Source organism: Microcoleus sp. K4-B3, from assembly GCF_036704615.1.
Classification (GTDB): domain Bacteria; phylum Cyanobacteriota; class Cyanobacteriia; order Cyanobacteriales; family Microcoleaceae; genus Microcoleus.
The window spans coordinates 18,718-29,786 of the sequence record NZ_JAUBSF010000083.1 but is presented as its reverse complement, the minus strand read 5'-3'; the positions used below and the strand labels follow the sequence as shown (position 1 = coordinate 29,786).

Genomic DNA, 11,069 nt, shown 5'->3' with positions numbered 1-11,069 from the left:
GAACAAATCTGTTCGCTATCTTCTTACAATTTCATTCTTGAAGCTTTATTCTATGCAGCTTCATATTAAATTGGTATAACTCAATTCGGGTTAAATAACCATCAATATCTCTAGGGGCGGGTTTTGCCAACAATAATTCTCTCAAACTAATTATCTCGTAAAGCCGCCCATATCGCAACTTACCGCTGTTAAACTAACTCTTTCTGCTTCTTCGATCGCCGACTCTCCCAAAAACTTGTAGAATTGTACAAACTGTTGGACAAAATCAATTACTAAAAAACCAGGCTCATGCTCGTGCTTTAACGTACCCGCGTTTATAATAGTTAAGTTACCAAAGTGTCGAACCATCTTGTAATGTGTATGACCATTGATGACATATCTATATTTTCCCCCTCGAATTAAGTTTTGGATATCAATGTTTACTTCAAGGGCATACCCATAATCACCAGGATTTAGTCGAGCCATATCATTTTCTCCAATGCCGTGACACAAGAGTGCTAGACCGTGAGGTGTTGGGAATTCAATAGTTGAAGGGAGAGAGCTTAAAAACGACTGGGAAATAACCGAAAGGGAATCTGGCTGTGTAGCCTCTATTAGACTTCGCATTTCATTTTTTAATAACCATCGATCGTGATTTCCTAAAACGACCAGAATTTCTTCGCGTTTCAATATATTACAGCATTGATTAGCGTCACCTGAACCATCAACAATATCCCCTACACAAAGGATATTATTAACATTTTGGGAGTTCAGAAAAGCTACGGTTTTATCCAACAATTGTTCTTCAGCGTGGATATCGCCGATTACACCGATAATATTGAAGTTTTTGTTTGTAATCATTGTTGAAGAAGGACTAAAGTCCTTACTACAAACGAGGTTTTTAATGGAATTCAAATGTGGCACGGGCGTCTCGCCCGTGTCATTCACCTGTGGTTAAAAAATTAACCTTTCTGCGCCCAATCCTTCGCCCAATTCAAGTTTTGCATCACTTCTTTCAAGGTGGCCGCTTCTGAATACAGCCGCAACACTGGTTCGGTTCCGCTAAACCGAATTAACAGCCAACTTCCGTCGGCTAAACGGAATTTATATCCGTCAACTTTGTTGCAATCTACAACTGCTTTGCCGGCGATTTCTGTTAAAGGTTGATTTTGCAGCAGCGACAGCAAACGCGACCTTTCTTCCATGTTTGCTAAGTGCAAGTCGATTCTGTCATAAGCTGAAGTAAAGCTTGTTTCTTGTTGCAGTCGGCTGTAAATTTCGCTTAAGTCTTCCCCGGATTTGACAACTGCTTCTAGCAAGTACAGCGCTGACAGCAAAGCATCTCGTTCGGGAATGTGTGTACCGTAGCCAATTCCTCCCGATTCTTCGCCGCCGACTAAGACTTGGGTGGTTAGCATTCGATCGGCTATATACTTGTAACCGATCGGCGTTTCAAATAAAGGCAAGTCGTACAGCTTGGCAATTTTGGGAATTATGTCTGAACCGCTGACTGTTTTGATGACTTCCCCGGTCAAGCCGCGCCGTTTTGCTAAATGTTCGATTAATATGGGCACTAGGATTTGTGAACTGAGAAAGTTGCCGCTAGAGTCAACGGCTGCAATTCGATCGCTATCTCCGTCAAATACAAATCCGATCGACAAACCAGAACTTTTTCGCTGGTGAGTGCGCATCACCCGAAATAACTGCGACAGGTAGCGGGGCAAAGGTTCCGGTGCACCGCCGCCGAACAGCGGATCTCGATCGCTGTTGACTTCATGTACTGTTTCTTCTAAAATTTGAGCTAATCCTCCGGCGGCGGCACCGTGCATTACATCTACAAATACTGTAATTTTGCCGCTGGCGATCGCCTCTTTAATCGCCTCAATATCTACCATTTCCCGCAAGGTTTTGCAGTAAGCCGGCCAAGGATTGAAATTATCCAATTTGCCGGGAGTTGCTGAAAGTGTCGCCGGATTTTCGAGTTTTTCTTCTATCTGTTGAGTAACTTCGGGCGAAACTGAACCGCCAAATCCGCCCTTGACTTTTAACCCTAAATAGGCACCGGGATTGTGGCTGGCTGTCAGGACGATCGCACCCAAAGCATTTAATTGTTTGGCAGCTAAACTGAAAGCTGGAGTAGGGGCGTAGGATTCGCTTAGCAGCACGTCAAATCCTGCATTTTGGACGGCAACGGCCGCTGTTTTGGCAAAATCTTCAGCCAGAAACCGACGGTCGTAACCGACAATTACGGTACCGCTGCTGCCATCGCTGCCGCCGGTTTGTGCGAGAACTTGTGCCGCTAGGGGAGCTACTAACGCCACGCGATCGAATGTAAAATCGTCAGCAATGATGCCGCGCCAGCCATCTGTACCGAATTTAATAGGATTCATTTAGTCACAAGTCATGAGTCACCCGTCTATTTTATGGGTTTATCAGTCGATCGTCATCTGATTTTAGATTTTAGATTTTAGATTTTAGATTATGGAATTGCTTCCACAGCCTTTACTCTGGCTATTGACCGAAAGCATCCAGGATACAAGCCCCCGGATTCATCCGTCCAGAAATAAAAAACCTATATCCGATAAAGGAGCCCCCGAATTTATCCGTGGGGTCAATACTTCAATACTTCAATCTAAAATCTAAAATCGATTAACTGTTGACTGTTAGCTGCTGACTGTTGGCTGTCATTAGCCTTGCTTGATAAATTAAGTTGGGTTTCGTCTCTCAACCCAACCTACTAATTACTGTTAACTGCCAACTGCCAACTGCCAACTGTCAACTGACTAAAAGAATGCCGGTTGGTGGCGGATCAAATTCAGGAATTCTTCGCGAGTTTTCTGATCCTCTTGAAACACGCCCAACATGGCACTCGTAACCGTCCAAGAACCGGGTTTTTGCACACCCCGCATCGTCATGCACATATGGCTGGCTTCCATTACTACTGCTACTCCCTGCGGTTCCAATATTGTCTGAACTGCTTCGGCAACTTGGCGCGTCAAACGTTCTTGCACCTGCAACCGACGGCTGTACATCTCGACAATTCTGGCTAATTTGCTCAGTCCCACTACTTTTTGGTTGGGAATGTAAGCGACGTGAACTCGACCCATAAACGGCAGCATATGGTGTTCGCACATACTGAATACGCTGATGTCTCGCACCAGCACCATTTCGTTGTGTCCTTCGTCAAAGATAGCGCCGTTGAGGAGTTCTTCGAGGGATTGAGTGTAGCCGCTGGTGAGAAACCGCATTGCTTCTGCTACCCGCTTCGGGGTTTTGAGCAATCCTTCGCGTTCGGGGTCTTCTCCTACTCCCAGCAGCAGGGTGCGAACGGCCTCCATCATTTCTTCCTGGCCTACTTCTGAGGGTACGGGTACGTGGGATTCTTGACCGTGCGAGGAATTGCGATCGGGTCTAGTGGTGATGCGCGGGGAGTTGTTATCTGCGGTTTCTAAAAGTTTCATGCTGTCAGTCGAGATTGAGTTCGAGCCATTGGAATCGGTGGAAGATGCAATTGTCATAACAAGTTGGTGTGAGGGTGAATCGATTTTCGGTTTTCGATTTTCGATTTTTGATAGGGGGATATAGCTAGAGATTCAAAGATTGTTGAATTCGAGAAAAATCCAGCAGTCTAAAATCTCAAGTTCACAAAATTCCTGCGTTGGACATGAGGGTGATTTCTTCAATTACTGCACTCGCTGGTAACTGAACTGCGTGCAAAATTGATTGGGCGACGATTTCAGGGGTTAACATGGCGCTGCGATCGAAGTCGGATTGCACGGTGTCTGTGTCCCACATGGGAGTGTTGACAGAACCCGGACAGATTGCTGTTACCCGAATTCCGCGAGCCCGTTCTTCGGCGGCTAAGGTTTTAGACAAAGCCATGAGACCGAATTTGCTGACGCAGTAGGCTCCCCAGTTGGGGAAGGTTTGGCTGCCGGCGATCGAGGAAACATTGATGATGATTCCCGATCCGCGATCGCGCATGGAGGGCAAAACTCCTAGAATGCACTGCCAAACGCTAGTAAGATTGAGGTCTAGAACGCTCTGCCAGTCGGCTAGGGACGTTTCCGTCAACGAGCCGGTGTAGCCCATACCAGCGCTGTTGACCAGGATATCTACGGGGCCGAATTGAGCTGCGATCGCGCTGATGCTGCTTTGCACTTGCTCAATTTTTGCCAAGTCTAAGGGATAAGCTTCTGCTTTCACTCCGACTTCTCTGGCTGCGGCGGCAACGGCTTCTAAGTTTTCTGACTCTCGGCTAACTAAGGCCAGATTTATGCCCTCGGCGGCGAACGCTAGAGCCGTCGCTTTGCCAATACCGCTGCTGGCTCCGGTAATCAGAGCCTGCTTTGTTGTTGGATGGTTCATTCAGTGTCCTAATACTTTGGCTCGGCAACTCCCTACAGCGTTGCAGCCTTCTGAGGCAAATTAGACAACTGTCTGCTGCGGGCGATCGCAGTTAATTATGAGATGAACATTAAGAACTGTTAAGCCGGTGTCACCTGAAAAATTATAACACTGCTGACTGATTCGCAGAATAGTGACTGGTGAGTGATCGGTTATGAGTAGGAAGTTAAGAGATTTTTCACTCATAACCGATAACTCTGAATCGATCGGCTCAAGCAGTAATTTCAGTGAATACACCGATGTCGCGAAACTTTTGATACCGGAGCTGGCGTCGCTGCTGACTCGTAAGCTGTGTTAGTTCTGCTAAGTTTTCCAACAAAGCTTGTTTGAGTATGGAAGCGGCTTTGAGGGGATTCGAGTGAGCGCCGCCGACCGGCTCTGGTACTATTTGATCGAGAACGCCGAGGTTTTTCAAATCCCAGGAAGTGATTTTCAGGGCTTCTGCAGCCAAGTTAGCTTTGCCAGAGTCTTTCCAGAGAATGGCAGCACAAGCTTCGGGAGTGGCGACGGTGTAGACGGAATGTTCCAGCATCAACAGCCGCTCGCCGACACCGATACCCAAGGCGCCCCCGGAACCGCCTTCGCCGATGACGGTGCAAATAATGGGAACGTCGAGGCGAAACATTTCTCGGAGGTTACAGGCGATCGCCTCTCCCTGTCCGAGCTGTTCTGCTTCTAAGCCCGCCCAAGCTCCCGGAGTGTCGATAAACGTGAAAATTGGCATTCCGAAGCGATCGGCGTGTTCCATCAACCGCAGGGCTTTGCGGTAGCCGCCGGGAGCTGCCATGCCGAAGTTGCGGGCGATATTGTCTTTAGTGTCGCGCCCTTTTTGATGGCCGATGATGACTGTGGGACGCCCGTCTATGCGGGCAATTCCGCCGACGAGGGCCGGGTCGTCTCCGCCGCGCCGATCGCCGTGAAGCTCGATCCACTCGTCGCTAATTGCCTGAATGTAATCGAGGGTGCTGGGGCGGCGCGGGTGACGGGCGAGTTGCAGGCGCTGCATGGGGGACAAGCTGCTGAAGATTTCTTGTCGCAGTTGGGCGGAACGCGCTTCGAGTTTGCGAATTTCGTCGGTGACATCGACGCTGTTTTCTTCGGCGAGTTGGCGAATCTGGTGAATTCGGGTTTCTAGTTCCGCCAGAGGCTTTTCAAAATCTAAGAGTAGTGGTTTGCGGTCGGGGTTTGCCACGCTGATAATTTCTATAAGGTTTTAAGGTTTTGTCGATCGACTATTTTCCGATCCTACCCTGTCAGGGGATGCTGAAAAAGAGGGGAAGTTTTGAATTTTGAATTTTGCTTTGCTTAGCAACCTGGTGGAAAACCAGAGGCTTGAGCCTCGTTTTTTGCTACACTATTATTGCTTGCTTCTGATGTTTACGCGCATATTACTCCGCGCCGCTCGGCTCCGGACAGCCACAAAAGACCTAACGCTGCTGAACTGTTCCCAAGTCCAATCAGCCACACCAGCGCGATCGATCTCAGCTCTACTGAAGCTTTAACAGCCCTGTCTATATTAGCTGTTGTCGCCGACCATCAAATATCAGAAAAAAGACAAACTTTTGTCGCGAATCCCCTGGGCTGGTTGAGAACTACACATAACTTTTATTTTCGTCGTGCGATCGGACATAATGTTAACGGTTAACTGTTAACTCTCTAAAAAAAGTTACTGGTTATTATCAGAAAAACTTTCCGCAATAACCAATAACTGCAACAAATCACATCAAAATGACATTAAAGGTCGGAAACCGTGTTTAACTGAAATCTCGCCGATTTGCTCCATTTTTTCGACAGTAATTTGATTCCGTCCCCACGAAAAATTGGTATACAATTTTTCAAATTCCAGCAGCATTGATTCGGCAAAACAGGCAAACAACTGTCGGCCCGGTACATCCATATTGACAATCTTCATAATTTTCCACTCAATATCGAGGGAATGCTCCACAATGCCGCCATTGAGTACGTAAATTTCTGGATGCTGAACCTGAGTTGCCAAATTTTTCGGATAGCCACCGTCAATCAATAAACAGGGTTGCTTCAATGTCTTAGGGTCAATTTCTACTCCCTTTGGCATACTGGCTACCCAGACTACTATATCCGCTTGGGGCAGGGCTTCTTCCAAATCCATGATTTTGCCTCGCCCCAATTCCGATTGCAAATCTTGCAATCGTTCTTTGTCGCGGGCAATCAGCAACAATTCTGCTACATTTGTTTTAACATTGAGCCAGCGACACACCGCACTGCCAATATCCCCAGTAGCACCGCAAACAGCTACAGTGGCTTTTGAAAGTTCAATTCCCAATTTTGGGGCTGCTTGTTCTACTTGACGGCAGAGGATGTAAGCCGTGTGAGTGTTACCAGTGGTGAAGCGTTCAAACTCCAACTTGAGATTGCGAATTTGCTTAATTTGCTGCAAGTTGAAAGTCTCAAAAATGATTGAAGAAAAGCCGCCTAAAGCAGTGATGTTAATCCCGTTTTTTTGAGCGTGTGCCATCGCATTAAGGATTTTGCGAGTGGCTGCTTTAATCCGGCGAGTGGCTAGCATTTCTGGCAGAAAACAGGACTCCACATAGCGGCCTTCTATTTTTTGTCCAGTGATGCTTGTTACCGTGATATGATCGACTATTTGAGGCGGTGCGCTGCACCAAAAATCGAGACCTTGATCGGCATATTCTGGATAGCCCAGCTCGTTAGCTACTGATTGGGCGTGTTCTAAGCTGGTTAAGTGACCGATTAGACCAAACATTAAGTTGTCAAATGAAGGAAGATTGAAGATTGAAGATTGAAAATGGAAGATGGAAGATGGGAAGATTAAAAATTTATATTTTAAAATGAGGTATCCCATTTTTAATTTTTAATTTTTAATTTTTTTCCCATTCCTTATTTCCTAATTAACTAGGCTGCTAAGCCTTGTGCTGACATCCGCATGATGTCGCGGTTGTTAAAGCCAATGTTACCTAGGGCTTCGCCGTAGGCAATCATAAAGTCTTCGATTAAAGCGTCTTTTTCCATTCCCAAAACGCGGGCATCGTCTGCGACAGAGTTTAGCAGTCTCCAGATGATGGGCAGGTTTTGGCGGTTGGCGGCTTCTAGTTCGGCTTTGGATTCCTCAAAGTGAGCTTGCAGCCACACTTCCCCAAAATTGAGGTGGCTGTATTCTTCTTTGACGACGCCTTCGGTGATTTTGCGAGCAAAGTCATCGGCGACGGGGATGTAGATGTTGTAAGCTGCGATCGCAAAACACTCAATAATTAGCGATTGAATCAACAAGCAAGTTACAATCTGACCTTGGGCCGCGGCCGTTTGGAAGTTTCTGTGCAGTTCCGAAAAGAACTGCTTGGCAAATGCCATGTCGGGCGTGACTTTAAGATTCCGGCCACAAGCTTGGAAGCCTTTCATGTGGCGGTTCTCCATCTTGGACAAGCCAACTAACTCTGCTTTTTTGTCAGCCAACAGTTCGGCCAGTGTCAGGTAATTGTCGTGAGCTTCTTGTTCGCCTTCAATCACAATGGCGTTGATGCGGCTGTAAGCATCTTTGTAAGTTTCGGTTTGAAAGTCAATTGTTGGGCTGGCCTCAAGCTGGGGCATAGATATGTAGTCTCCTCATATAAGCTTGTGGGATGTTTGGAAACCCCTTTAAAATTGGGGGTCAGTGACAGTGCACTTTACCTTTTTTGAACGCACCCCATCTAAATCAGAGATTATAGCTGAGGATTCTTTCGACAAAGAACTTTTCTTTGACGTTCCGGGAAAAACTGGCGTCCTCAGCGTGTTTGGCGGACTTTTGCCGTCGAACACTCCAGAAAGACTATCGCTAGAATGCTATCTATTTACTAATTACTTGAATTAGTCGTTAGTCGCTCTTTTGCCCGGAAATAGATGATAGAAATACGGTCTATGTCTCCACCTTTCAGGGTTTTACAGTACCAATTCTATCTATAACATTATATCCTAATCACAACTTCCTCCCTAGGTACTCCTTCTTGCCCTCTACGACTATTATGTTGTTGTATGGGAATCTGGGAGGCGATCGGGTTGGAGAACCTCACAGGCTTATTATTTTAGGTTAATTCACAAATTTATGGGTAAATCCTTTGACAGGTCTCAAGCGCTGGAATTGCTGAGTTTTATTTTGTTGCTGGCGGGGGCTGCGCTGGTGCTGCTGCCGCTGGCTGCTGTATTTTTGATTTCATTATCACCATCTGGTGTGGGTGTCAAGGCCACAGGCCTGACTTTTGCGAACTATCAGGAGGCTTGGCGACGGGGCAATTTTTTGTTGGCATTCCTTAATTCTACTCTAGTGGCGATCGCAGTAACTGCTTTTCAGGTTGTAACTTCTGCTTTGGCCGGTTACGCCTTGGCCAGGCTGAAGTTTCGCGGGCGACAGGCGATTGTGTTGGGGGTTTTGGCAACCCTGGTAATTCCGTTTCAGCTTTTGGTGATTCCGATTTTCTTGGTTTTGAAGTGGGGCCATCTGCTGAATACTTACGGGGCGCTGATTTTGCCGACGGCTGCTAACGGTTTTGGGATTTTTCTGCTGCGCCAGTATTTTATGACTGTTCCCGTGGAGTTGGAGGAGGCGGCAATGCTGGATGGGGCTAACCGCTGGCAGGTTTTGTGGCAGGTGATGTTACCTTTGGCCCGCCCTGCTTTGGTGACGCTGTTTTTGTTTACCTTTATCGGGGAGTGGAATGATTTGTTTAAGCCGCTGGTGTTTACGACGCGGCCGGAGTTGCGGACTGTGCAGTTGGTTCTGGCCGAATTTCAGGAACAGTTTACTAGCAGTTGGCAGTTGTTGATGGCCGCGGTGGTAATTGGAACAGTGCCGGTGGTATTGCTGTTTTTGGCCGGTCAACGGCAGTTTATTCGGGGGATTGCGGCGACGGGGATTAAGAATTGAGTTGGAGATGCTTGGCAATTAAGTTTTTAGTCATATGTTGAACCATTCTCAAGAACAGGCCGGAAAGCCTGTTCCACAAATACTAAATGTTCTCGCTTCACAGGCCGGAAAGCCTGTTGCTGACATTGGTACAAGATGTAAATTTGCAGTCACTCGGCAATTGAAATCGCTACTATACAAACGAAGTTCACTTTAAGTGGACTAAGATATAAAAGGGATATTAAAGCTGTAGTATGTGAATCTATGCAGAAGCTCGGTTTGTTTTTATTTATTGTATCTTTTGTACCGTGGTTAGTAGTCTTATTTATTGTGCCATTCCTGCCGCTAGACCTTACGCAAAAAACTACTTTATCTGTCGTTTTGGTTGTTGTGGCAGAAGTTTGTTTTTGGATTAGCGTGGTGCTGTTGGGGAAAGAAGTAGTTACCAAATATCGGCGTTATTTGCATCCCCGCTATCTTTGGAAAAAAATCAAAAATTTTAACCGCAGATGAACCGGGTTCGACGCCGATAATGAGCCTAGAGATTAGCGTTTATCTGCGGTGAAGGTTGAGCTATTCGCTGAAAATTTGCAAGCGAATAGAGCGTTCTCCATCTCCAAAATCCACTTCAATCTTTTCTCCCGAAAGACTGTCCAAGCATCCCAAAAGCAACCGCAAATTGGGTGTACTTGCTCCTGTATCCACGTACAATCTATCTGCCAAACTGCCTAAACGCTTCCAAATCGTGTATAGTTTGACTACGGTTTGTTCTAGCTGTGCGGCTTGTTTTACAACGTCGGCGGTGGTTCCCAAACAGCCGACTCGCAAAGATTCTTCTAAGGCCATTTCCATGTCGAGGTGAGACTGATTTAGAGCTTGCACTTGGGCGGCTGCGTCGAGATATTTTGATAAGTTCTTGGCGTCGGAAGTTAGCTGTTTGACAGTATCTACGTCAGGATTTTCTGCTACTTCTTTTTGAATTTCGCTTTGGTGAGATGGGGAGAGTTTCTCCATTTCTTTGACTAAAGGAGCGAGGTAGCGGGAAGGTAAAGAACCGGTAGATGCTTTTTCTTTGACTTCTTCTGGCAATAAATCTGAGTTCATTGCCATCCATTCGTCGGATAGTTGTTTGACTTCGCGGCGGGTGATGCGATCGCCACTTGCTGCGGCATCTGTTACCATTTGCTGGACTTCGGGAGATGCTTTGGCGGTTTCTACAAAGGCTCTTTTGCTGAAGTTTCTAATGGAATTTGGGTCTAAATCTCCTTGCTGGATCAGAGTATCGGCACTATTAGCTAATTCTATCAAAGAATAGGCTTGACTTTTGCCAATTTCTCTTTCTTTGAGCCAGTTCAAAAACCCTGTGCCGCGTCCTTCGCCGCCTTTTTTTTCTCTGTCTCGGACAGTTCGGAGAATGCGTCCCCGCCAAATGTCGGTTTGCAAGTCGAAGCGATCGCACACTTTCCAGGCATTGTCAACCTGATTTTCAAAATCAAATTCTGGTATTTGTTCGTCTTCGGGGTCTGGCAATTGGAAATTGATATCGGTAAAGCCGTTGAGGGCTTCTGCAAGTTCTGCGGGATTTAGGGGGACTTCAGCCATTAGGAAAAATTTGTGTAGTGCAACAGCCGGTTTAATTGGTAACTTGCACGGGTTGACAGTTGAGACGCTATATGTAGCGGTAAGGTAGGCAAGATTTACCTACTAATAGAGTTTTTGTGCAAGTCATATCATTATTGCACGATGAGGTGCGCTCGGCGAAAAGATACTCAAAATGACTCCGGGTACGGCCCGGATGGGACTT

At 46.5% G+C, this 11,069-nt stretch carries 12 protein-coding genes; 4 read left to right on the top strand and 8 right to left on the bottom strand.

Features of this window, described 5'->3' with window-relative positions; all coding sequences use genetic code 11:
• Positions 1-150 precede the first annotated feature (150 nt).
• The 5 genes from QUA78_RS25830 to accA all read right to left on the bottom strand — a co-directional run bounded on the left by QUA78_RS25830 (position 151) and on the right by accA (position 5,578).
• A complete protein-coding gene (locus QUA78_RS25830; protein ID WP_333303048.1) occupies positions 151-840 on the bottom strand; it encodes a metallophosphoesterase family protein in 690 nt (229 codons plus the stop codon).
• Between the two features lie 101 nt (positions 841-941).
• Complete coding sequence (locus QUA78_RS25825; protein ID WP_333303050.1) at positions 942-2,369, bottom strand: phosphoglucomutase/phosphomannomutase family protein; 1,428 nt, start codon at positions 2,367-2,369, stop codon at positions 942-944.
• A 393-nt stretch (positions 2,370-2,762) separates the two neighbouring features.
• Positions 2,763-3,497: a GTP cyclohydrolase I FolE gene (gene folE, locus QUA78_RS25820; RefSeq protein WP_333303051.1), complete on the bottom strand. Its 735-nt coding sequence runs from the start codon at positions 3,495-3,497 to the stop codon at positions 2,763-2,765.
• Between the two features lie 124 nt (positions 3,498-3,621).
• Positions 3,622-4,347 (bottom strand): SDR family oxidoreductase, encoded by a 726-nt coding sequence (locus QUA78_RS25815; protein WP_333303053.1) that lies wholly within the window; start codon positions 4,345-4,347, stop codon positions 3,622-3,624.
• Between the two features lie 250 nt (positions 4,348-4,597).
• A complete protein-coding gene (gene accA, locus QUA78_RS25810; RefSeq protein WP_333303055.1) occupies positions 4,598-5,578 on the bottom strand; it encodes an acetyl-CoA carboxylase carboxyl transferase subunit alpha in 981 nt (326 codons plus the stop codon).
• Between the two features lie 168 nt (positions 5,579-5,746).
• On the opposite strand from accA, the gene QUA78_RS25805 reads away from it, so the two are divergent.
• Positions 5,747-6,031: a hypothetical protein gene (locus tag QUA78_RS25805; RefSeq protein ID WP_333303056.1), complete on the top strand. Its 285-nt coding sequence runs from the start codon at positions 5,747-5,749 to the stop codon at positions 6,029-6,031.
• A 78-nt stretch (positions 6,032-6,109) separates the two neighbouring features.
• Here QUA78_RS25805 and QUA78_RS25800 read toward each other — a convergent pair whose 3' ends face one another.
• Together QUA78_RS25800 and QUA78_RS25795 are read right to left on the bottom strand one after the other, a co-directional pair.
• Positions 6,110-7,132 carry a long-chain acyl-[acyl-carrier-protein] reductase gene (locus tag QUA78_RS25800; protein ID WP_333303080.1) on the bottom strand — a complete coding sequence of 341 codons (1,023 nt, stop codon included), beginning with the start codon at positions 7,130-7,132 and terminating at the stop codon, positions 6,110-6,112.
• A gap of 149 nt (positions 7,133-7,281) precedes the next feature.
• The gene (locus tag QUA78_RS25795) at positions 7,282-7,974 is read right to left on the bottom strand and encodes an aldehyde oxygenase (deformylating) (RefSeq protein WP_333303057.1); all 693 of its coding nucleotides are present in this window, start codon (positions 7,972-7,974) and stop codon (positions 7,282-7,284) included.
• 70 nt (positions 7,975-8,044) lie between these two features.
• On the opposite strand from QUA78_RS25795, the gene QUA78_RS25790 reads away from it, so the two are divergent.
• The 3 genes from QUA78_RS25790 to QUA78_RS25780 all read left to right on the top strand — a co-directional run bounded on the left by QUA78_RS25790 (position 8,045) and on the right by QUA78_RS25780 (position 9,778).
• Entirely contained in the window at positions 8,045-8,236 is a 192-nt protein-coding gene (locus QUA78_RS25790; RefSeq protein WP_333303059.1) for a hypothetical protein, read from the top strand.
• 231 nt (positions 8,237-8,467) lie between these two features.
• Positions 8,468-9,286 (top strand): carbohydrate ABC transporter permease, encoded by an 819-nt coding sequence (locus tag QUA78_RS25785; RefSeq protein WP_333303060.1) that lies wholly within the window; start codon positions 8,468-8,470, stop codon positions 9,284-9,286.
• Positions 9,287-9,529: 243 nt separating this feature from the next.
• Complete coding sequence (locus QUA78_RS25780) at positions 9,530-9,778, top strand: transporter suffix domain-containing protein (RefSeq protein ID WP_333303061.1); 249 nt, start codon at positions 9,530-9,532, stop codon at positions 9,776-9,778.
• Between the two features lie 60 nt (positions 9,779-9,838).
• On the opposite strand, the gene QUA78_RS25775 is transcribed toward QUA78_RS25780, so the two are convergent.
• The gene (locus tag QUA78_RS25775; RefSeq protein ID WP_333129130.1) at positions 9,839-10,867 is read right to left on the bottom strand and encodes a hypothetical protein; all 1,029 of its coding nucleotides are present in this window, start codon (positions 10,865-10,867) and stop codon (positions 9,839-9,841) included.
• Between the last annotated feature and the right edge of the window lie 202 nt (positions 10,868-11,069).

What these genes read in the sequence shown, in the direction of transcription:
- QUA78_RS25775 (WP_333129130.1), bottom strand. Translation starts at nt 10,867, where the DNA reads ATGGCTGAAGTCCCCCTAAATCCCGCAGAACTTGCAGAAGCCCTCAAC.
- QUA78_RS25780 (WP_333303061.1), top strand. Translation starts at nt 9,530, where the DNA reads ATGCAGAAGCTCGGTTTGTTTTTATTTATTGTATCTTTTGTACCGTGG.
- QUA78_RS25825 (WP_333303050.1), bottom strand. Translation starts at nt 2,369, where the DNA reads ATGAATCCTATTAAATTCGGTACAGATGGCTGGCGCGGCATCATTGCT.
- QUA78_RS25795 (WP_333303057.1), bottom strand. Translation starts at nt 7,974, where the DNA reads ATGCCCCAGCTTGAGGCCAGCCCAACAATTGACTTTCAAACCGAAACT.
- QUA78_RS25830 (WP_333303048.1), bottom strand. Translation starts at nt 840, where the DNA reads ATGATTACAAACAAAAACTTCAATATTATCGGTGTAATCGGCGATATC.
- QUA78_RS25800 (WP_333303080.1), bottom strand. Translation starts at nt 7,132, where the DNA reads ATGTTTGGTCTAATCGGTCACTTAACCAGCTTAGAACACGCCCAATCA.
- folE (WP_333303051.1), bottom strand. Translation starts at nt 3,497, where the DNA reads ATGACAATTGCATCTTCCACCGATTCCAATGGCTCGAACTCAATCTCG.
- QUA78_RS25815 (WP_333303053.1), bottom strand. Translation starts at nt 4,347, where the DNA reads ATGAACCATCCAACAACAAAGCAGGCTCTGATTACCGGAGCCAGCAGC.
- QUA78_RS25785 (WP_333303060.1), top strand. Translation starts at nt 8,468, where the DNA reads ATGGGTAAATCCTTTGACAGGTCTCAAGCGCTGGAATTGCTGAGTTTT.